Raw genomic sequence first — 21,142 nt, forward strand, 5'->3', positions numbered from 1 at the left:
GCATAAATATTGGTGTTATGTGGTATTAGGTCGAAGCTAAAGATAAGAACTTAATTAAAGGTGTGTAATTTAGAACAAGTATAAATTGATTACTTTTTGTAAGGATTTAAATTTGATAAGACGTAAAGAACTTTTGTTTATACCTATTTAATTTTTAAATGACATATTAATAATTTCAATTATTTTTTGTTTAGTTGAAATAGGAAATATAACCATAGTCACAGCTACGATTCTATTTTATGTTGAAATATGAGCCAAAAAGGAACATAATAATATGCCATATTTTGAGGTTAAATTGGTGTTTTCTGTAATTACCTGAAGTTTTGTTCGACCTAATGGCAGTTACTTTGTAGAGATTAAAAAAAATAATAATTACGAATAAATGAAAAAACAATTTATAATACTACTTATAGCTTTAATTTCTGTTGAAGGGTTTTCACAAGAATTAAACGCCTTTTTTAGTAAAGCTGATGCCTTTTTTAAAACAAACGTATCTAACGGAAAAGTAGCTTATTCAAAAATTCATGCAAATCAAGATGAACTTAGCAATATTTTAAAAATAGCTGAAGGGATTTCAATTTTAAAAAATGATGCTGATAACTACCAAGCGTTTTGGATTAATGCTTATAATTTATCTGTGATAAAAGGTATTATTGATAATTATCCAACAAATTCACCACTAGATAATGCAGGTTTCTTTGATAAAACAACCTACAGTTTAGGCGGAAAAAACATCACCTTAAATGATATTGAACACAAACTTTTAAGAGGACAGTTTAATGATGCACGATTTCATTTTGTATTGGTATGTGGTGCAGTTGGTTGTCCACCTTTAATTAATCAAGCTTATTTACCAAGTACTTTAAATGCGCAATTGGATACCCAAACAAAAATAGCATTAAATGGTTCTTTTTTAAGAGTAAATGCTAAAAAGAAACGTTTGCAAGCATCTCAAATCATGGAATGGTATAAAAGCGATTTTACTATGAATGGTAAAAGTGAAATAGATTTTATAAACACCTACAGAACAGAAAAATTAGATCGTAAATTTAAATTAACCTATTTTCCTTATGATTGGAGAGTGAACAAACAATAACAAATTCCTCCGAAGGCAGGAATTTTTTTTAGAACCAAAGAAAATAATAAAGAGATTCCCTTTTTCAAGGGAATGAAAAAAAAACTAACACCAATGAAAAAAATAATAACCATATTAGTATTTACAATCATCTCGTTTAATGGGTTTTCACAAGAAGATTCAGAAGTAACTCAAAAAAGTAATGTTCAAACCTACACACCATCAAAACTTTTAAAGAAAGGGCAGTGGGATATTAAATGGTTTAATAATCTTTTCACGCAAACAAAAAGTGCTGATAGTAATGGTGATATTGCGAAAGACTTAGATAGAGAAACTTATTTTACATCAAGCATTGATATCTTTACTGGAGTTTCTAAAAACAGTAATATTAATGTTGGTTTATTAGCAGAAATTAGATCTAATGTTATTGGAGATAGAAATGCATTGGATGTGTTTTCTTTTGATGGCGAAATCGGAACAGCGCGTTCTGGATTAACTTCTATTGCTCCAGTTATTAAATTTAATCCGCTTAAAAATGTAAGTAACTTTACTGTCCAAACCGCAATTCATATTCCTTTAATTGATAATGAAAGCGAGAATGGAGTGTTTTTAGATCAAACGGCTTATACATTTCAAAATAGATTCTTTTATGATTATACATTTCCTAGTGGAGATTGGCAATTATTTACAGAGTTAAATGCAGAATATAATTTTGGGGATGACAATAGTTTTGCTAATAAAACATTTGTGTTGGCGCCAGGTGTATTCATGAGTTACTTTCCAAGTGATAAATCTACTATTTTAGGTTTTATTCAGCATCTACAGCGTTTTGGTGATTTTGACCAAGATTTCACAGCATTAGGTTTTGGCGGAAAGTATCAATTAACACAAACATTAAATTTAGAAGTACTTTATAGCAGTTTTGTAAGAGGTACAAATTCAGGTATAGGACAATCTTTTAACATTGGCTTAAGAGCCTTGTTTTAATGAATAATAGTAAATTAGAGGTTTAAACCTGTATTATGAAACCATTTAAACTCCTAATTTTATTGTCAATTTTAAGTATACAGTCCTGTAAAACTCAGTCCAGTAAAATTAATGGAGTGAGTTTTGTTGCTTCAAGAGACGCTGTAAATGAGAGTCATATTAATCCTGTTGTAAATGTTAATGCAAATTATGCAGCCATTATGCCATTCGGATTTATAAAAAACATAGAACACCCAGAGATAACCCATAATACAGACAGACAATGGTTTGGTGAAACTAAGGCTGGGGCTAAACAATATATCGGCGAGTTACGAAAGAAGAAAATTAAGATTATGATTAAGCCTCAAATTTGGGTTTGGCATGGTGAGTTTACAGGGTTTATAGAAATGAAGAATGAAGCCAACTGGAAAATTTTAGAAGACTCCTATTCAAAATTTATTTTAGAATATGTTGATTTAGCAAATACCGTTAAAGCTGAATTATTTTGTATTGGTACAGAGTTAGAAAAATTTATAGAAAATAGACCAGATTATTGGATGACTTTAATCAAAAAAATAAGAGTTAAGTACAAAGGGAAACTAACTTATGCCGCAAATTGGGATGAGTTTAAGCGCACACCTTTTTGGGGTGATTTAGATTATATAGGTGTAGATGCTTATTTCCCTGTAAGTGATAGTAAAACACCAACAGTTGAAGAATCTTTAAAAGGTTGGAAAACACATAAGCAAGTGATTTACAAAATGTCTCAAAAACACGATAAACCTGTTTTGTTTACTGAGTATGGCTATAGAAGTGTTGATTATTCAGGAAAAACACCTTGGATAAGTGATAGAAGCATGAATCAAGTAAATCTTGAGGCTCAAACTAATACAATGCAAGCACTATTTGAAACCTTTTGGGAAGAAGAATGGTTTGCTGGCGGATTTATCTGGAAATGGTTCCATAAACACGATAAAGTAGGAGGTAAGGAAAATTTTATGTTTACACCTCAAAACAAACCTGCTGAAGCCTTATTGCGTAAACAGTATAAAACTACTAATGAATAAAATAAAGTATATAACGCTATGTTTTGCTGCGCTGTTGTCTTGTTCTGAAGATAATGATGATGTTTTGCAAACCTTAGCAACTTATACACAAGGTCGAGTTTTTGAAATGGGTGCTGTTATTGCTTGTGCTGCAAGTGATAAAGATACAGGAGAAGTGCTCGCATTTTATTACCTAGAGTCGCAAGCATCAGATATAAGATTTTACGAAACAAATAATGCTCAAGTAGATGAAAATGATTTTACAAATTATACTAGAAATTCAATACGCGAGGAGCCTTTTTTTAACGGGTATTTAGGGAAGTTTACTCAAAGCGCTGACCATGAAAAATGGATTATTATAACTTTTGAGTTAGATGGTGAAATAAAAATGTCTAATCCAATACGTTTAAAACAAATCTCTAAACCCACGGTTTGGAATGATGATGTAACAATAAATCAATCTCAATCTGGAATGCCACATTTTATGTGGGAAGATAATCCCTTTGGTGACAATGCCATTTATTTTCAAGTGGTTTCAGATGAAAGCGATAATTTATTATCAGGAACCTATACTTATGAAAATCAGTTTCAATATTACAACACAAATAATGTGGTTTTAAATGTTACAACCAAAACACCTCCTAATTTAGTTTTGAGTGAAAATTATAATTTCACGGTAATGGATGTAAGTCTGGATAATTGGGTAAATTGGGTGATTGAAAAACCGTTTATTGCTGAATGAAAAAACTAATACTATTCTTTCTATTATTTGGTTTTATCACTTCTTGTGTTTATGCTCAAGAAGCTATGGTGCACGATTTAAAAATTCAAGGAAATAAAAAATTAAGAGCATCATTTGTAAAAAGTATTTCTACTATTAAATCCGGGAGTGTTTTGGATTCAACGCGTATAGAACAAGATATTTTAAGATTAAAACGATTGCCGTCCGTATCACACGCATACTATCAAGTGTTTCCATCTGAAGATAATCTGTATAATGTGTTTTATAACATAGAAGAAAATTTCACACTCATCCCCTCTGCAAATATTTATACGACTAATGATGACGAGTTTGCATACAGACTAGGGCTTTATGAGTTCAATCTGCTTGGAAGAAATATCACCTTTGGAGGATTTTATCAAAAGGATATTTACAATAGTTATGCTTTAAATTTTCGAGCGCCTTATTTGTTTTCTAATAAATTGGGATTAGCAGTAAATCATCAGGATTTAACTACTCAGGAGCCGGTGTTTTTCGACAATACAACCTCTAACTACAAATACAATAATAAATCTTTTGAGATTTTAGGCTTGTATGAATTAAATTTTAAAAACAGATTAGAATTGGGTTTAAACTATTTTGTTGAAGATTATGAATATAAATCAGGGGCAACTAATCCTAATGTTCCGCAAGAGTTAAATGTTCATAAATGGTTGCTAAAAGGCATTTATGAGTTTAATGAACTAGATTATTTTTGTCAATATGTTTCAGGGTTTAAAAGTCAGTTTAATATTCAATATGTTACTTCTACAAATGATATGTTACCCGATTTTTTTATAGGTTGGAATGATTTTTTCCTATTTAAACGAGTGGGTGAAAAAGGAAATTGGGCTAATAGGTTACGTTTAGGTCTTTCTACAAATGATGAAACTCCTTTTGCACCTTTTTCAGTAGATAATAATTTGAATGTTCGAGGTGTTGGTAATACCATTGATAGAGGTACAGGTGTGATAGTTTTAAATACGGAGTACCGTCATACACTTTATGAGAAAGGATGGTTTGTGCTTCAAGGGAATGCTTTTGTTGATGCAGGAACATGGCGAAATCCAGGTGGGGATATTGGTGATTTCAGTAAATCTGATAACGTTAAAGTGTACCCAGGTTTAGGGCTTCGTTTTATTCATAAAAAAATATATAACGCTATTTTTAGGATTGATTACGGTTATGGAATCTCTGAAAATGCCACCAAAGGTTTCGTTTTTGGGATAGGGCAATATTTTTAAAGCTTCTTTACTCCAAAACAATAACTAAATCTTCAGAATTCACCATAAACCCTGTTTTTAAAACAATTTTCTTTACAGCGGCATCAGTAGTTGAGGTTATCGTTGTTTCCATTTTCATAGCTTCGATGATAAAAAGAGGTTGGTTTTTAGCTACTTTTTCTCCTTTTTTTACTAAAATAGTAGATAACATACCTTGCAATGGCGCGCCAATTTGTTTGTCATCAGCTTTGTCTGCTTTTACGTTTTCAACCTTGTCTACTTTAATCGAAGTGTCTTTAATATCCACACTTCTACCTTGTCCGTTTACTTTAAAATATACAGTAACTATCCCATCATCATTTGCTTTTCCAACAGATTCTAAAGTGATAAGCAACCTTTTTCCTTTATCTAATTCTACTATTATTTCTTCGCCTACGTCCATACCAAAGAAGAAATTCTTAGTTGGTAAATTCATGAGGTTGTCATACTTCAAATGCTTGTTAAAAGCATCAGTAAACACTTTAGGGTAAAGTTGATACGATAGAAAATCTGTATAATCAATTTTTCTGCCTAAATCATGCTCAAATATTTTTTTGAAGGCTTCATATTCTTTGTCAATTTCTATGGGTAGCATATGCGCATTTGGCCTGTCGGTGTAAGGTTTTTGGTCTTTTAAAACAAGCTTTTGAAGTTTTTTAGGGAAACCACCAACGGGTTGTCCTAGGTCACCTTTAAACATATCTACCACAGATTGAGGAAAAGAAATGGTGTCTCCTTTTTCAATAACATCCTGTATGGAGAGGTTATTACTAACTAAATATTGCGCCATATCACCAACTACTTTTGAACTTGGAGTTACTTTAATGATATCTCCAAAAAGTGTATTGACTTCACCGTACATTTTAGTGATTTCATGAAAACGGTCTTCCAATCCTAAAGCCTGGGCTTGGGGTTTTAAATTTGAATATTGTCCACCAGGGATTTCATGTTTAAAAACTTCCCCAGAACCTGCTTTTAAGCCTGATTCAAAAGGATAATAGAATGCTCTAACGGCTTCCCAATAATTAGAGTATTCATTTAGAGAATCAATATTAATGGTGCTTGCTCTATCTTGAAATTTCATCATTTCTACAACCGAATTAAAATTGGGTTGAGAGGTTAAACCAGATAAGCCTCCAAGGGCTACATCAACCACATCCACACCAGCTTCAATAGCTTTTATATACGTTGCAGATTGAATAGATGAGGTGTCGTGAGTATGAAGATGTATGGGGATTTTAAGTTCAGATTTTAATGCTGAAATAAGTTCGTAAGCCGCATAAGGTTTTAATAAACCAGCCATATCTTTTACGCCTAAAATATGTGCGCCGGCGCCTTCAATTTCTTTAGCTAGATTGATATAGTATTTTAAATTATATTTAGTGTTTTCTGGATTTAAAATATCGTTAGTGTAGCATATCGATCCTTCTGCTAAACCTCCAGTTCGGGTTCTCACATGCTCTATGCAAGGGCCAAGAGATTTCATCCAGTTGAGGGAATCAAAAATTCTAAACACATCAACGCCGTTTTCCCAAGATTGTTCAACGAACTCACCTATTAAATTATCTGAGTAGGCTTTGTAACCTACGCCATTTGAGCCTCTAATAAGCATCTGCATTAATAGATTGGGCATTGCTTTTCTTAACAATTTTAGTCTTTCCCAAGGATTTTCTTGAAGAAACCTAAGGCAAACATCAAAAGTAGCACCACCCCAAACTTCCATACTAAAAATATCTGGGTGGTTTTTGGCATATCCTTCAGCGACTTTTAGCATATCAAAAGTACGCATACGCGTGGCAAGTAAACTTTGATGTGCATCTCGCAAAGTGGTATCAGTAAAATGAACTTTCTTTTCATTCATTAACCATTGTGAGAATTTTTCTGGACCTAATTTAGTTAGTAGGTCTTTGGTGCCTTCAGGAAATTTAGTGCTAGCATCAAATTTCGGGACTTTGGGTTGAACAAACTTTTTAGAATCATCTATCTTTTTTACATCTGGATTTCCGTTTATAATAACATCGCCCAAATAAGTAATTAATTTTGTAGCTCTATTTCTAGGGGCTTTAAAAATGAATAAATCAGGATTAGCTTTAATGAAATTTACTGTGACTTTACCTTGCCTAAAAGTGTCGTGTTTTAATATATTATCAAGAAAAAGCATATTTGTTTTTACGCCACGGATTCTAAACTCTGCTAATGCACGACGTATTTTTCTGCTTGCACCATCAAGTGTTCTGCTATTTGCCGTTACTTTAACTAACATAGAATCAAAAAATGGTGAAATTTTTGCACCTTGATAGATGCTGCCGGCGTCTAATCTAATCCCAAATCCTGAAGCACTTCTGTATGCGGAAACTGTTCCGTAATCTGGTTTAAAATCATTTTGAGGGTCTTCTGTGGTAATGCGGCATTGCAGCGCGTAACCGTTTACTTTTATAGATTCTTGATTTGGTATTTTTATTTGTTCGTCCGAAAGTTTATAGCCACCAGCAATAAATAATTGGGCTTTTATCAAATCTATATTGGTAATAACTTCTGTAACGGTATGTTCTACTTGAACTCTTGGGTTTACTTCAATGAAATAGATAGAATCGTCATCATCTACTAAAAACTCAACAGTGCCAATATTGTTATAGTTTACAGCTTTACATATTTTAATAGCATAGTTGTATAAATCTTGCTTTGTTTTTTCCTTTAAACCAAAAGACGGTGCAAACTCTATTACTTTTTGATAACGTCTTTGAACAGAGCAATCTCTTTCAAATAAATGAACGATGTTGCCATGACTATCAGCAACAATTTGAATTTCTATATGTTTGGGGTTTTCTACAAACTTTTCTAAAAAAACGGTATCATCACCAAAAGCATTTAATGCTTCACGCTTACTTTCGCTGAACGCTTTTTTTAATTCATCTGCCTTTCTTATGACGCGCATACCACGACCACCACCTCCAGAAGCTGCTTTAAGCATAACAGGATAACCAATTTTTTTGGCTTCGGAAAGCGCTACGGTAATGTCTGTTAATGGATTTTTATTACTTCTAATAATGGGAATATCATTAGCTACTGCTACTTGTTTAGCCGTAATTTTATCACCTAAAGATTTTAAAACCGATACTTTTGGACCAATAAAAATAATGCCATTATCATGACAGGCTTGAGCAAAATCTGCGTTTTCAGATAAAAACCCATAACCAGGATGAATGGCATCAGCACCGTTTTCAATGGCAACTTGTATTAAAGCATCAATATTCAAATAAGGTTTTAAAGGTTCATTGTCTTCACCTATTTGATAAGATTCATCGGCTTTGTATCTATGTAATGAATATCTATCCTCAAACGTATAAATACCAATGGTTTTAATATTGATTTCTGTGCATGCTCTAAAAATTCTGATGGCGATTTCGCCTCGATTTGCTACAAGTACTTTTTTAATTTTCAATGTGATGGCTTTTTAGTGGCTTTAGATAAATTTTAACTAAAAGTAACTAAATTCATTCAAAACTTAGTGTTCCTTTCAATTTAAATTCATTAGTAATTGCATTCTATTTAACTTTTTTTAAACTAAATTAATATTACTAAGTTGTATTTTTAAAGGAATCTATTAGTTTTGCCTAAAACCAAATTAAATATGCGCGTTTTAGCAATAGGAGATATTCATGGCGGATTAAAAGCTTTGCTTCAAGTTTTAAATAAAATAAAAGTTACGGATGAAGATACTTTAATTTTTGTTGGAGATTATGTGGACGGTTGGAGTGAATCTGCTCAGGTTATTCAGTTTTTAATTGAACTTTCTGAAAACATAAAATGTGTTTTTATTAAAGGAAATCATGATGTTTGGTGTGAAGCATGGTTGAGGAGTAGTGATGTTAATCCTACTTGGTATATGCATGGCGGTAAGGAAACTATAGAGAGTTATGATCGCTTTTCTGAAGATGATAAAAAACAGCATTTAGAATTCTTTGAAAAAATGCCTTCGTATTTTATTGATGATGAAAATAGATTGTTTCTTCATGCAGGATTCACATCCATGCATGGTGTTACAAAAGAGGTTTTTGAAACCACATTCTATTTTGATAGAACCCTTTGGGAAATGGCTTTAACTATGGACAAACGAATTGAAAAAGATTCGGCAATTTATCCTAATAGACTAAAACACTACAAAGAAATTTATATTGGACATACTCCAACCATTAACTTTAATTGTGATGTACCAATGCATGCAATAAACGTCTGGAATATAGATACAGGTGCCGCCTTTACAGGGAAATTGTCAGGTGTTGATGTAAATACTAAAGACGTTTTTCAAAGTGATAATTTACCAACTTTATATCCAGATGAAAACGGAAGGAATAAGTAAGTTTTAACGAATATTCTTTTTATAATAATCATACAAGGCATCATAATCTGCTCCTAACCATTTTTTTACATAAATAGACCAGTATAAATATTGTAGTTTCCAAACGCCATGTTTTCTGTACATTCTAGCCGAAGTCTTAAGTTTTTCATTAATAACAACAAATTGGTTTCTGGCATATAATTCGTTAATCAAAATATTGTCTTCGTAAATACTGTAGTTTTCGTCAAAGCCATCAATATCATTAAAAAGCGTTTTAGTTATAAACTGACTTTGGTCTCCGCCACGGCAAGCGCGCCATCTAAATTTGGTGAGCCAACTTGCTAAACGTAACCACCAATGCTGGCTGTCAAACTGCATTCTAAAACAACCCGCTTGATTTCCTTTTTTTACTTCTTTGATGATTAGTTTATCAAAATATTTAGGAGGAAGAGAATCTGCGTGTAAAAAATAAAGGATATCTCCTGTTGTAGATTTAACGCCTAAATTCATTTGTTTAGCTCGCCCTTTTTCTGAATCTAAAAGATTGATAGGCGTCTTTATTCCTTCAGATGAAACCGATTCATCTTCTAAAAGGGTATTGTCTATATAGTTAAAGGCTTCTTTATTATTAATGCAGGTAAAATTGGAAAATGCTTGAGCAATGTGTCTTGTGTTATCAAAACTCCCGCCATCAACAACTATAATTTCAGAAATGTTTTTAGCAGAAGAATTGGCTAGTAAATGCTCTAATAGTTTGCCTATACAAGTTTCTTCATTTAAAACAGGAATGATAATTGAAATTTGATGATTCATCATATATGGTTATTCATTCAAAGTCCAATCGTAATCTTTAAAACTTGTTTTAGCTTTTTCTGAAATTTTCAGATTTGAATATAGATTTAAAAAATCTATTAAACTCCCATTTTGATTGAAATCTTTAGAAAACCATTGAAAAATCTTGGATAATTCTAAATTATTTTCTGATATACTATTTCGTTTAGAATCACTTAAAAATGATTTGGTAGCCTTGGTAAGTTGAGACTCTAATTTTGAAGCTGTAAAGGCTACATTTTGTAATTTTGGACAAGAATACGAAGCGCAAACAATAGCAAAATGAATTCTGGGTTCATCCATTTTTCGAAGAATTTGGTGTTCAATTTCGCTTAAACTATACCATTTGTTTCCAAATTTCCAATAGCGTTGGTCCCAAGGTTTTTTTATATCTTTAATGCTTTCTATAGGATAATGACGTAAAATTAAATCGACAGTTAAGGTATTGTATGTATTAATCCAATACGCTAATTTATCCTCTTTTGTCCATGATTCATTTGGCATATTTTCGCTTAAACTTGTTATGTAGTTTAATAATATTTTTCTATCTGATTTGAATCCGTTATAATTTACGCTTCCATGATTCGATACATGTTTTTGAAGTAATTTCGTCCATGAATCATGATTGAACGATTTGGATATTCCATTTTTAATTTCAGGATCTGATTCTGCAGGTTCACTTTTTTCAGTAACTATTATTGGTTCTGGAATAGTTTCTTCAATAGGTTTAACGTTCTCACTTATAGAATCCGTAGTTTTTACAGTTTTAAGAGGCTCTGTTGAAGTTGTTTCAGAAATGCGTTTTGTGCTAGAACAAGATGCTATTAAAATAAGGAGCGTGAATAAGTGTACGTTTTTCATTTGAAACTTAGTCCGTAATTTATGCCAAACCTTACAGGTTTTGGTAAATCATATAATTGAAGATTAGTCATAGAAAATTCAATGTCATTTAAAAATTCAGCAATAGTATTTTAGGTGATTTCAATACTCAGAATAGGGATTTTTTATGATGTCTATATATTTTTGCATTATTTATTGTAAACAGACCCTTCAGGTTTTTAAAACCTGAAGGGTCTGGCAAATTAACAACAACCCCCACCATCATAATGAAAAGTAGATTCTGAAAAGTAAATATCGTCTCTATTTAATGCTTGTAATGCTCCAGCAGTTTTATCGCAAATTGCTAAGGGTTGGTTTTTAACTAAAACATGTCCTTTGTTATCGTCAAAATAATCTTCTGAACCATAATAAATAGCTGCTTTTCCTGTAAAAATACAAGGGCCGTCATCTGGCATTGGGTCTTTAATGGCGGCAACTTCAATGGATTCTATGTAAATTAACTCATCTGTTGGGTAGTTTTTAGGGTCTAAAATTCGGTACGGTTTACGAGCGCGAATTTCAATGGTTCCAAAACCAGCATCTGTTAGTGCTTTAACATATTCTGAAATTGGCAGGCTTCCGCTTAAGCATAAAGCACGTAAACGTTCGTCATTACGCAACGTATCATTCATAGGTTGTTCGCAAGTAGGATCACTCATTACCAAACGACCATGAGGTTTTAAAACACGATGCATTTCTTCGATTGCTTTCTTTAAATCATCGGCCTTAAAAATATTAAAAAGGCAATTTTGGGCAGCAACATCAATACTGTTATCTTCAACAGGCAAATTCATAGCATCTCCTTTTTTGAGGTCTATAAATTCACTTTTAAACCAATCATTTTGCGCTTCTGCTTCTTCGAAATTTTTTCTAGAAGCTTCAAGCATTTCATCAACTACATCAATGCCTATAACACCACCTTTTTGACGATTAAAATATGAGAATTGTAATAATTCCATGCCACCGCCAACACCTACATAAAGCATTTTTGGGTTATTGGTTAAATCACGAGCATGCACCGTTGAGCCACATCCGTAATTCATTTCTTGCATGATTTTCGGAATTTTTAAACCAGGTAATTCCCAAATAGGATTTGTAGTACAGCATAAGCCGATATCTGGTGTTAAGGCTGCTTCTTTGTAAACGTCGTGTGTGGTTTCTAAATAGCTCATAATTTTAGTATTCAGTATTCAGTATGCAGTCTTCAGTATGCAGTCTTCAGTTGGCAGTATCAATGTGACTGAATACTGCTAACTGCTTACTGCTAACTTATTAAATTGTTTTTATAAGTTCTTTAAATAAAGTCACCATATCAGGTTCTGCTTTTCCAGCCATAGCAATAATTTCACCTATATCAACAGGGGCTAGGTTTTCTGGGTCGCATTCATCTGTTAAAACTGACACAGCTGCAACTTTTAATTTTAAATGATTGGCAACAATAATTTCAGGTACAGTACTCATCCCTACGGCATCAGCCCTCATTATTTTTAACATGCGGTATTCTGCTCTAGTTTCTAATTGTGGGCCCGCAACACTCGCGTAAACGCCCTCGTGTAAAGTGATGTTGTTTGCTTTAGCAATAGTTTTGAAAGTCTCGTTAATCTTGGCATCATAAGGCGCGCTCATATCTGTAAATCGTTCACCCAATTTCCCAACACCTTTGAAAGCGAGTGGCGAACTGCCTTGAAGATTAATGTGGTCTTCAATCAGCATTAATTCCCCTTTTTTAAAGTTCAGGTTGATGGCTCCAGAAGCGTTAGAAACCAATAGGGTATGGATGCCTAATTTTTCCATGACGCGAACAGGATAAGTAACATCTTGCAACGAATAACCTTCATAAAGATGAAAACGCCCTTGCATCACGATTACTTTTTTACCAGCCATGTTGCCATAAATAAGTTTACCTTTATGAAACTCTACTGTTGCCGTCGGGAAATTAGGAATATGGTTGTAGCTAACCTCTTTTATTATTTCTACGTCATTGATGAGCTGCCCTAAGCCTGTGCCTAGAATAATACCAATTTCTGGATTATCAAAGCCTTTATCTTTTAAATAATCAACGGTTTCTTCTATAATTTTCAGCATGTTTAAATTTTTTAAAATAAAAAAAATGTTTAAAAAATTGAGAACCTGTGTAACCACTTCGTTCTCTTATTTAAAATTAAATTATTGAAATAATAATAATTTAATTTATAAACATTCGTTTAATCATATAGTTGTTTGATTTTTTCTTGTAATTCTATATTAGATTGATAAAATTTTGAAGCTATTAAATCTTCATAAGTATCAATGTCATTTAAAATATCTAATGTAGTAAATGTGACACCGTTTTCTTTTAATTCACTTAGCGTTTCTTCTAATAAATTAGTTTCACTCCATGGCTTGTTATCAAAAACAAAATGGTGCATTTTTGATAGTCCTATTAAATAGTATCCACCATCTTCTGCTGGACCAAAAGTCATTTGATTTTGTTTTAAAGCTTCTAGTCCTTGGTTGATATGGTTTGCTGTTATATCTGGCAAGTCTGAACCGATTAAAACAATATGTTCATAACCATCTTCAAAGCCTTTTTTGAATGCGTTTTTCATGCGTTCGCCTAAATCGACTCCATGTTGTACTGTTTTATAGTCATTCTTCCATATAGTCTCAACTACAGCGTCAGAAAAATAAATACGTTTATCTACTGAAAGATTTTCTGTGGCTTTTTCGGTAACTTGTACAAGTTCGTTATAAACCTCGGATGCGCCCTGATTACCAATGGTTTTTGCAAGGCGGGTTTTTACCTTACCTAGTTTTATGTTTTTTACAAAAACGATAACTAATGCTTTACTCATATACTTTTATGCCTTTCTTTAACCATTTACTCCATGCTTTAGAAAATGTATGAATGGAATCTGTTGGTTTTTCATGTGAATTTAATACTTCTAAATCATTGTTTTTCCACTCAAAAATACCACCATATAAATTATAAACGTTTGTGTATCCTGCTTTTTTAAGTTTTTCAGCAATATCTTCAGAGCGAATCCCTAAAGAGCAATACACTACTATTTTTGAGTTTTTATTTTTTAATTTAGATTGAACTGAATCTAAATTAAAAAAATCATAGCCCACCCAAATGGCATTTTTTAGATGACTGGTTTTAAACTCTTTTTCTTCCCTAGAATCTAATAAAACAGCTTTGGTTTTTGGCATTGCCAATTCTTGCACTGAGATATAAGGCATGCTTTCGGAATTGTGTTTTTTTAGTAATTCTGAAATAGATTCTTGAGTGAATCCAATAGTTGAAACTAAAGTAAATATGTAAAAGATAAAATTTTTCATACGTTGAGTTTTCCTCTTTGGGGAATTAAAGGGGCTTTTTTGTTACGCAACACTTCCTTGGCAACTGCTTCCTGCTCCTGCGGTACAACCGTAGCAATGCTGCGAAATGACAATATTCCGTCCTTCCAACAAATCTTCGTTGTATTCTGAAATATGTTTTACTTCACTGTTTACAGGTAATTCTAACATTTGATTAAAATCGCAATCAAATAAATAACCATCCCAACTTACAGAAAGTGTATTTGTGCACATGACGTTTGCAACAGCAGAGGGATTATATGATTCAACTAAAGAATACATATAATATTCGTAGTTTTCAGAAGCGATTAAGTAATCTAAAAAGCGCGATATTGGTAGATTAGTAATGGCAAATAAATTGTGAAATTGTATACCAAAATCGTCCTTTAAGGCTTTTTTGAAATCTTTTTCCATAGCAGCTTGATCACTGGGTAAAAAGGCTCCTGTTGGGTTGTAAACTAAATCAAGTTTTAAGTTGCTATCGGGTAAACCGTAACCAACGGCGTTTAATTCTTGAAGTGCTTTTATCGATTTATCGAAAACCCCATCACCACGCTGCTTATCTGTTTTTCCACGTGTCCAATGCGGCATAGAACTTACAACATGTACATTGTGTTTTTTGAAAAATTCTGGTAAATCGTAATATTTTTTATTGGCTCTAATGATAGTTAAGTTAGAACGCACAATAAAGTCTTTAACTCCAGCTTTTGCAGCTTCTTCCACAAACCATCGAAAATCTGGATTCATTTCTGGTGCGCCACCAGTTAAATCTAGAGTATGTGCGCCAGTGTTTTTTATAACTTCCAAGCATTGTCGCATGGTCTGTCGAGTCATGATTTCTTTGCGATCTGGACCAGCATCTACGTGACAATGATGGCATACTTGGTTACACATGTAACCTACATTGATTTGTAAGATTTCAAGTTTTTTTGCTCTAAGCGGAAATTGATTTGTTTCAGCAATTTTATTTTTAAATTTTGGTAATTCTCCGTTTTGAAAAATACCGTTAGATAAAATTTCTAATTGCCTGTTGCTATTTGCTAAATCGCTTTCGCGTTTATGAAGTGATTGTGTTGCCATATTTTGATTTAAGAATTACGAATTATGAATTACGAATTGAAAACTCAAAAATCGTAAGTCTGATATCGTAAATCGTTTTACCCGTCTAACTTGTTTACTTTGTTCATCATTTGTACACCATGTACCAATGTTGCGCCGCTTTTTATGGCTGCACCAACGTGTATGGCCTCCATCATTTCTTCTTTTGTAACACCACGTTGTAAGCCATCTTTTGTGTAGGCGTCTATGCAATATGGGCATTGTTCGGTATGTGAAACGGCTAAAGCAATTAAGGATTTTTCGCGTGCGGTGAGTGCGCCATCTTCGAAAACTTTTCCGTAGTAATCAAAAAATTTGTCGCCTAATTCTTGATTCCATTCACTTATTTCGCCAAATTTTCTAAGATCTGCTGGGTCGTAATATGTTTTTTGCATAAAATATTTTTGTCTAAAGATAGAAATCTATTGAACTTCAGTCGAGTAATTTAATAATACTTAACAAAATTTTCACTTAAAGCATGTTTTTATTTTCTGGGTTTTAAATAATAATTAATTCTATATATTATGATTAAAGATGCTTTATTTTAGCCAAATAAAGTTTTTAGTTATGACGGATTATTTTTTTATCATTACCATATTAGTGGTTCTTTCGGCTGTTTTTGGCTATATAAATGTGCGTTTTTTAAAACTGCCAAATAGTATTGGTTTGATGCTTATAACCATCGTTTTTACATTTGGTGTTTTCGCTTTAAGTTATTTTGATTCTACTTTATTAGATGCTGAAAGATTTATAATTAAGCAAATAGATTTTAAATCGGTTTTATTAGAGGTTATGTTAAGTTTTTTACTGTTCGCAGGTGCTTTACATACTAATTTCGAGCAGTTAAAGGTACAGCGATGGCCTGTTTTGGTATTCTCAACTTTTGGAGTATTGGTGTCTACCTTTTTAGTTGGTGCTAGTGTTTTTTTAATTCTGAAATTAATTGGTTTAGATATTGATTTTATTTATTGTTTACTGTTTGGAGCGTTAATATCACCTACCGATCCTATTGCTGTTTTAGGTATTTTAAAAAAGGCAGGTGTGCCCAAGAAATTAGAAGCCAAAATTGTTGGAGAATCATTGTTTAATGATGGTGTTGGTGTTGTTATCTTTTTAACTATTTTTCAGATAGCAGCTTTAGGAACAGGTGAAGTTGAAGCTTTTGATGTGTTTACTCTTTTTGGGAAAGAAGTTTTTGGAGGTATTTTATTAGGAGGTGTTTTAGGATGGGTTACATACCGTTTAATGAAATCTATAAATGATTATGATATTGAAGTTATTATAACATTGGCTGCTGTTATGGGAGGTACTGTTATTGCGCATAAATTGCATTTATCTGCTCCTTTAGCCATGGTAACAGCTGGGTTAGTTGTTGGTAACGACACCGTTAGAGGAACTGCAATGAGTGAAATTACAGAAAGTTATGTTGATAAATTCTGGGAGCTTATCGATATTCTTTTAAACACTATTTTATTTGTTCTAATAGGTATGGAAATATTGGTGCTTACTTTTAAAACAGAATATATTTTAGCAGGACTAATAGCTATTCCAGTGGTGTTGTTATGCCGTTATTTATCCCTACTCTTACCAATTAGTCTTTTTAAAAAGAAACTAGATTTTGTACCAAAAACCAATCTAATAATGACTTGGGGTGGCTTACGAGGTGGTATTTCCATTGCATTAGCCTTGGGGTTAACCGAGGCCATGCAACGAGATTTATTTTTAGTAATTACCTATGTTGTAGTTGTGTTTTCTATTTTAGTTCAAGGGCTTACTGTTGGAAAGTTGGTGAAACGTGTTGAACAAATAAAATAAAAATTATTGTTTTATAAGACTTCTTGAAATGACTATTTTTTGAATCTCAGATGTGCCTTCATATATCTGTGTGATTTTTGCGTCACGCATTAAACGCTCCACATGATATTCTTTTACGAAACCGTTACCACCATGTATTTGTACAGCTTCCACAGTATGTTCCATAGCCACTTTTGAGGCGTAAAGTTTTGCCATCGCGCTAGAGTAATCATAATTTTTGCCTTGATCTTTCTCCCATGCCGCTTTCATAACTAAATGTCTTGCTGCTTCAATATCTGTAGCCATATCTGCTAATTTGAAAGCAATAGCTTGATGGTTGCAAATTTCTGTTCCAAAAGCTTTGCGTTCTTTCGAGTATTTTAAGGCCAATTCAAAAGCCCCAGAGGCAATACCTAATGCTTGTGCGGCAATACCAATACGCCCTCCTGAAAGTGTTTTCATGGCGAATCGAAACCCAGAACCATTAACTCCAATTCTATTTTCTTTAGGTACTTTTACATCGTTAAATTGTAAGGTGTGGGTGTCGCTTCCGCGGATACCAAGTTTATCTTCTTTTGGTCCTATATCAAAACCCTTCATACCTTTTTCAACTATAAATGCATTGATACCATGTGAACCTTTATCTCTATCTGTTTGAGCAATCACGATATAAACATCTGCTCGTCCGCCATTTGTAATCCAGTTTTTTGTACCGTTTATAATGTAATGGTCGCCTTTATCAATGGCTGTGGTTCTTTGCGATGTGGCGTCACTACCAGCTTCTGGTTCACTTAAACAAAACGCACCAACAAATTCGCCTGTGGCCAGTTTTGTCAAGTATTTTTGCTTTTGCTCTTCACTCCCGTAAGTTTCTAATCCATAGCATACTAGAGAGTTGTTTACTGATACAATTACTGAAGCTGAAGCATCAATTTTTGAAAGCTCTTCCATAATAAGAACATAAGAAATGGCGTCCATTCCGCTTCCGCCGTATTTTGGGTCAACCATAATGCCTAAAAAACCTAAATCTCCCATCTTTTTAACAAGTTCTTGTGGGAATTGCTGTTTGTTATCGCGTTCAATAACACCAGGAAGTAGTTCTGTTCTGGCAAAATCGCGAGCCGCATCGCGAATCATAATATGTTCTTCTGAAAGGCTAAAATTCATAATTCGTAATTAAAATGTTGTTTTGATAAAAAATGTTTACAAATATAGCTTTTAAATGTGAATTCTTAAAAACAATGATTTGATTTCACGCATAGATTTTTTTATATATTTAATCAAGATGATTACTTTTACTTTCTATGATTAAAGACGAATACAATGTTATTGGCGTGATGTCTGGCACTTCTTTAGATGGTATAGACTTGGTTTACGCTAAGTTTTGTTTGAATGAGACATGGAGTTTTGAAATTGTACATGCTGAAACTGTTGAATATCCTTCTAATTGGTACGAAGCGCTTAAAGAATTGGTGAATACACCTATTGAAGAATTAAAAGCAATTGATACGAATTACACAGAATACATAGCCAAAGTCATTAAGAATTTTATAATCAAATACCAGATAAAAAATATTGATGCTATTTGTTCTCATGGGCATACGGCATTACATCAACCAGAAAATAAATTAACTTTTCAAATTGGTAATAGACCTTTTTTAGCTGAATTACTAAAGGAAACAGTGGTTTGTGATTTTAGAGTTCAAGATGTTGAACTTGGAGGTCAAGGTGCCCCGTTAGTGCCAATTGGAGATGAATTGTTATTTTCTGAGTTCGATTTTTGTTTGAATCTTGGAGGGTTTGCTAATGTTTCAACAAATTTTAACAGGAATAGAATTGCTTATGATATTTGTCCTGTAAATATTGTATTGAATCATTATATAAGGAAACTTGGACTGAATTATGATGATGAAGGGAAAATAGCTTCAGAAGGAATGATAAGTGTAAAATTACTAAATCAATTAAATGCTTTAGAATTCTATAAGGAAACTTATCCCAAATCTTTAGGTTTGGAATGGGTAAACAATACTGTTTTTCCACTGATTGATACTTTTAAGTTAGAAATACAGGATGTTCTTAAAACGTTTGTTGAACATATTGCTATTCAGATAGCTTCAGAAATTAATAAAAAACACACAGGCAGTGTTCTAATCACAGGGGGCGGTGTTTATAATATTTACTTGATGGATAGAATTGAAGCACATTCCATTCAGAAAATAATAGTTCCAAAAAATGAGGTTGTTGAATTTAAAGAAGCTGTAATTTTTGGATTTTTAGGTGTACAAAAACTTAGAAATGAGGTCAATTGTTTAAGCAGTGTTACTGGCGCTATTAAGGATCATAGCTCTGGTAAAATATTTCTTCCCTAAAAATCACAAAAAATTAATCTTAAAGGAGTTTTAGTTTTTTATATTTGTTTCACTAATAATTTAATCGCTTTCTTATGACTCAGTTATAGCTACTCTACTATTTACCTTTGGATAAACAATAATGTTAGCTTAATATGTATCAATTTTAAAATAGAAATGAAAGAATTATTAAAAATATATGAAAATAAAACCCCTGAAATAGTCTTTAACTGGAAGGATTCTGAAACAGAAGCTGAAGGTTGGGTTGTTATAAACTCGCTTCGTGGTGGAGCTGCAGGTGGCGGAACAAGAATGCGTAAAGGACTTGATATGAATGAAGTTTTATCTTTAGCAAAAACTATGGAAATCAAATTTACGGTTTCTGGTCCTGCTATTGGTGGCGCTAAATCTGGAATTAATTTTGACCCAAAAGACCCAAGAAAAAGAGGCGTTTTAGAACGATGGTATGCTGCTGTTTCGCCTTTGTTGAAAAGCTACTACGGTACTGGAGGTGATATGAATGTAGATGAAACTCATGAAGTGATTCCTATTACTGAACAAAGTGGGGTATGGCATCCGCAAGAAGGTGTTTTTAATGGGCATTTCAAGCCAACTGAAGCCGATAAAATAAATAGGATAGGGCAGTTGAGACAGGGAGTTATTAAAGTTATTGAAAACCCGCAATATTCACCAAGTGTATCAAGAAAATATACAGTAGCCGACATGATTACGGGTTTTGGTGTTGCTGAAGCTGTAAAACAATATTATAATATTTATGGTGGTTCGGTTAAAGGAAAAAAAGCTGTTGTTCAAGGTTTTGGAAATGTAGGAGCCGCTGCGGCATTCTATTTATCTCAAATGGGAGCTAAAGTGGTTGGTATTATTGATAGTACAGGAGGTTTAATTAATGAAGAAGGCTTTACTTTTGATGAAATAACAGCATTGTTTCTTGCAAAAAAAGAGAATACTTTGGTTGCAGATAATTTAATACCTTTTGAAGAGATAAATAAAAAAATATGGGCGTTGAAGACCGAAATTTTCGCACCTTGTGCTGCATCACGATTAATCACGATTCATCAAATAGATGAAATGATTGATAGTGGATTAGAAGTTATATCTTGTGGCGCAAATGTGCCTTTTGCAGATAAAGAAATTTTCTTTGGACCAATCATGGAACACACAGATTATAAAGTTAGTTTAATTCCAGATTTTATTTCTAACTGTGGGATGGCAAGAGTTTTTGCCTATTTTATGGAACGCAAAGTGCAAATGACCGATGAGGCCATTTTTAACGATACATCAAATAGAATTAAAGAAGCAATAGAAAAAGTTTACAATAAAAATAAATCAAAAACGGAAATTAGTGCATCCGCATTCGAAATTGCACTAAAACAACTTATTTAAC

19 protein-coding genes are annotated in these 21,142 nt (G+C 32.9%); 9 read left to right on the plus strand and 10 right to left on the minus strand.

All coding sequences use genetic code 11. The annotated features are described in order from the left end of the window. Window positions 1–382 precede the first annotated feature (382 nt). The 5 genes from AAC024_RS03680 to AAC024_RS03700 all read left to right on the plus strand — a co-directional run bounded on the left by AAC024_RS03680 (window position 383) and on the right by AAC024_RS03700 (window position 5,091). Window positions 383–1,096, plus strand: coding sequence for a DUF547 domain-containing protein (locus AAC024_RS03680; protein ID WP_339893837.1), 714 nt, complete (start codon window positions 383–385; stop codon window positions 1,094–1,096). 93 nt (window positions 1,097–1,189) lie between these two features. Beyond that, complete coding sequence (locus tag AAC024_RS03685; RefSeq protein WP_339893838.1) at window positions 1,190–2,062, plus strand: hypothetical protein; 873 nt, start codon at window positions 1,190–1,192, stop codon at window positions 2,060–2,062. A 35-nt stretch (window positions 2,063–2,097) separates the two neighbouring features. After that, the gene (locus tag AAC024_RS03690) at window positions 2,098–3,108 is read left to right on the plus strand and encodes a glycoside hydrolase (protein ID WP_339893839.1); all 1,011 of its coding nucleotides are present in this window, start codon (window positions 2,098–2,100) and stop codon (window positions 3,106–3,108) included. Further along, entirely contained in the window at window positions 3,101–3,829 is a 729-nt protein-coding gene (locus AAC024_RS03695; protein ID WP_339893840.1) for a hypothetical protein, read from the plus strand. The genes AAC024_RS03690 and AAC024_RS03695 overlap by 8 nt, the downstream gene beginning before the upstream one ends. Further along, window positions 3,826–5,091 (plus strand): POTRA domain-containing protein, encoded by a 1,266-nt coding sequence (locus AAC024_RS03700; protein WP_339893841.1) that lies wholly within the window; start codon window positions 3,826–3,828, stop codon window positions 5,089–5,091. Before AAC024_RS03695 ends, AAC024_RS03700 begins: the two co-directional genes overlap by 4 nt. Before the next feature lie 7 nt (window positions 5,092–5,098). Here the strand turns inward: AAC024_RS03700 and AAC024_RS03705 are convergent, their stop codons facing one another. Beyond that, entirely contained in the window at window positions 5,099–8,551 is a 3,453-nt protein-coding gene (locus tag AAC024_RS03705; RefSeq protein WP_339893842.1) for a pyruvate carboxylase, read from the minus strand. 189 nt (window positions 8,552–8,740) lie between these two features. On the opposite strand from AAC024_RS03705, the gene AAC024_RS03710 reads away from it, so the two are divergent. Further along, entirely contained in the window at window positions 8,741–9,469 is a 729-nt protein-coding gene (locus AAC024_RS03710; RefSeq protein ID WP_339893843.1) for a metallophosphoesterase family protein, read from the plus strand. 3 nt (window positions 9,470–9,472) lie between these two features. Here the strand turns inward: AAC024_RS03710 and AAC024_RS03715 are convergent, their stop codons facing one another. The 8 genes from AAC024_RS03715 to AAC024_RS03750 all read right to left on the minus strand — a co-directional run bounded on the left by AAC024_RS03715 (window position 9,473) and on the right by AAC024_RS03750 (window position 15,990). Beyond that, on the minus strand, window positions 9,473–10,261 hold the full coding sequence (locus AAC024_RS03715; protein WP_339893928.1) for a glycosyltransferase family 2 protein: 789 nt from the start codon (window positions 10,259–10,261) through the stop codon (window positions 9,473–9,475). Window positions 10,262–10,270: 9 nt separating this feature from the next. Continuing rightward, a complete protein-coding gene (locus tag AAC024_RS03720) occupies window positions 10,271–11,140 on the minus strand; it encodes a DUF547 domain-containing protein (RefSeq protein WP_339893844.1) in 870 nt (289 codons plus the stop codon). A 221-nt stretch (window positions 11,141–11,361) separates the two neighbouring features. Continuing rightward, entirely contained in the window at window positions 11,362–12,330 is a 969-nt protein-coding gene (gene arsM / locus AAC024_RS03725; RefSeq protein WP_339893845.1) for an arsenosugar biosynthesis arsenite methyltransferase ArsM, read from the minus strand. Window positions 12,331–12,430: 100 nt separating this feature from the next. Continuing rightward, entirely contained in the window at window positions 12,431–13,243 is an 813-nt protein-coding gene (locus AAC024_RS03730; protein ID WP_339893846.1) for a purine-nucleoside phosphorylase, read from the minus strand. Window positions 13,244–13,362: 119 nt separating this feature from the next. Beyond that, the gene (locus AAC024_RS03735; protein WP_339893847.1) at window positions 13,363–13,992 is read right to left on the minus strand and encodes a TIGR04282 family arsenosugar biosynthesis glycosyltransferase; all 630 of its coding nucleotides are present in this window, start codon (window positions 13,990–13,992) and stop codon (window positions 13,363–13,365) included. Further along, window positions 13,985–14,479 (minus strand): rhodanese-like domain-containing protein, encoded by a 495-nt coding sequence (locus tag AAC024_RS03740; protein WP_339893848.1) that lies wholly within the window; start codon window positions 14,477–14,479, stop codon window positions 13,985–13,987. Before AAC024_RS03740 ends, AAC024_RS03735 begins: the two co-directional genes overlap by 8 nt. Before the next feature lie 42 nt (window positions 14,480–14,521). Continuing rightward, entirely contained in the window at window positions 14,522–15,577 is a 1,056-nt protein-coding gene (arsS, locus tag AAC024_RS03745) for an arsenosugar biosynthesis radical SAM (seleno)protein ArsS (protein ID WP_339893849.1), read from the minus strand. A gap of 77 nt (window positions 15,578–15,654) precedes the next feature. Beyond that, the gene (locus AAC024_RS03750; protein ID WP_339893851.1) at window positions 15,655–15,990 is read right to left on the minus strand and encodes an arsenosugar biosynthesis-associated peroxidase-like protein; all 336 of its coding nucleotides are present in this window, start codon (window positions 15,988–15,990) and stop codon (window positions 15,655–15,657) included. A gap of 172 nt (window positions 15,991–16,162) precedes the next feature. Here AAC024_RS03750 and AAC024_RS03755 point away from each other — a divergent pair, with 172 nt between their 5' ends. Then, entirely contained in the window at window positions 16,163–17,410 is a 1,248-nt protein-coding gene (locus AAC024_RS03755; protein ID WP_339893852.1) for a sodium:proton antiporter, read from the plus strand. Between the two features lie 3 nt (window positions 17,411–17,413). Here AAC024_RS03755 and AAC024_RS03760 read toward each other — a convergent pair whose 3' ends face one another. Further along, window positions 17,414–18,556 (minus strand): acyl-CoA dehydrogenase, encoded by a 1,143-nt coding sequence (locus AAC024_RS03760; RefSeq protein WP_339893854.1) that lies wholly within the window; start codon window positions 18,554–18,556, stop codon window positions 17,414–17,416. Between the two features lie 137 nt (window positions 18,557–18,693). On the opposite strand from AAC024_RS03760, the gene AAC024_RS03765 reads away from it, so the two are divergent. Both AAC024_RS03765 and AAC024_RS03770 read left to right on the plus strand, forming a co-directional pair. Then, window positions 18,694–19,758: an anhydro-N-acetylmuramic acid kinase gene (locus AAC024_RS03765; RefSeq protein WP_339893855.1), complete on the plus strand. Its 1,065-nt coding sequence runs from the start codon at window positions 18,694–18,696 to the stop codon at window positions 19,756–19,758. Window positions 19,759–19,914: 156 nt separating this feature from the next. Continuing rightward, window positions 19,915–21,141, plus strand: coding sequence for a Glu/Leu/Phe/Val dehydrogenase dimerization domain-containing protein (locus AAC024_RS03770; RefSeq protein ID WP_339893856.1), 1,227 nt, complete (start codon window positions 19,915–19,917; stop codon window positions 21,139–21,141). Window position 21,142: the final 1 nt, after the last annotated feature.

The organism is uncultured Algibacter sp. (assembly GCF_963976535.1).
Taxonomy (GTDB): domain Bacteria; phylum Bacteroidota; class Bacteroidia; order Flavobacteriales; family Flavobacteriaceae; genus Algibacter_B.

Bases quoted from the DNA above. Each gene is read 5' to 3' on its own strand.
- AAC024_RS03685 (WP_339893838.1), top strand. From the start codon at position 1,190: ATGAAAAAAATAATAACCATATTAGTATTTACAATCATCTCGTTTAAT.
- AAC024_RS03715 (WP_339893928.1), bottom strand. From the start codon at position 10,261: ATGAATCATCAAATTTCAATTATCATTCCTGTTTTAAATGAAGAAACT.
- AAC024_RS03735 (WP_339893847.1), bottom strand. From the start codon at position 13,992: ATGAGTAAAGCATTAGTTATCGTTTTTGTAAAAAACATAAAACTAGGT.
- arsS (WP_339893849.1), bottom strand. From the start codon at position 15,577: ATGGCAACACAATCACTTCATAAACGCGAAAGCGATTTAGCAAATAGC.
- AAC024_RS03690 (WP_339893839.1), top strand. From the start codon at position 2,098: ATGAAACCATTTAAACTCCTAATTTTATTGTCAATTTTAAGTATACAG.
- AAC024_RS03760 (WP_339893854.1), bottom strand. From the start codon at position 18,556: ATGAATTTTAGCCTTTCAGAAGAACATATTATGATTCGCGATGCGGCT.
- AAC024_RS03770 (WP_339893856.1), top strand. From the start codon at position 19,915: ATGAAAGAATTATTAAAAATATATGAAAATAAAACCCCTGAAATAGTC.
- AAC024_RS03730 (WP_339893846.1), bottom strand. From the start codon at position 13,243: ATGCTGAAAATTATAGAAGAAACCGTTGATTATTTAAAAGATAAAGGC.
- AAC024_RS03755 (WP_339893852.1), top strand. From the start codon at position 16,163: ATGACGGATTATTTTTTTATCATTACCATATTAGTGGTTCTTTCGGCT.
- AAC024_RS03680 (WP_339893837.1), top strand. From the start codon at position 383: ATGAAAAAACAATTTATAATACTACTTATAGCTTTAATTTCTGTTGAA.
- AAC024_RS03750 (WP_339893851.1), bottom strand. From the start codon at position 15,990: ATGCAAAAAACATATTACGACCCAGCAGATCTTAGAAAATTTGGCGAA.
- AAC024_RS03765 (WP_339893855.1), top strand. From the start codon at position 18,694: ATGATTAAAGACGAATACAATGTTATTGGCGTGATGTCTGGCACTTCT.
- AAC024_RS03695 (WP_339893840.1), top strand. From the start codon at position 3,101: ATGAATAAAATAAAGTATATAACGCTATGTTTTGCTGCGCTGTTGTCT.
- AAC024_RS03700 (WP_339893841.1), top strand. From the start codon at position 3,826: ATGAAAAAACTAATACTATTCTTTCTATTATTTGGTTTTATCACTTCT.
- AAC024_RS03720 (WP_339893844.1), bottom strand. From the start codon at position 11,140: ATGAAAAACGTACACTTATTCACGCTCCTTATTTTAATAGCATCTTGT.
- AAC024_RS03740 (WP_339893848.1), bottom strand. From the start codon at position 14,479: ATGAAAAATTTTATCTTTTACATATTTACTTTAGTTTCAACTATTGGA.
- arsM (WP_339893845.1), bottom strand. From the start codon at position 12,330: ATGAGCTATTTAGAAACCACACACGACGTTTACAAAGAAGCAGCCTTA.
- AAC024_RS03710 (WP_339893843.1), top strand. From the start codon at position 8,741: ATGCGCGTTTTAGCAATAGGAGATATTCATGGCGGATTAAAAGCTTTG.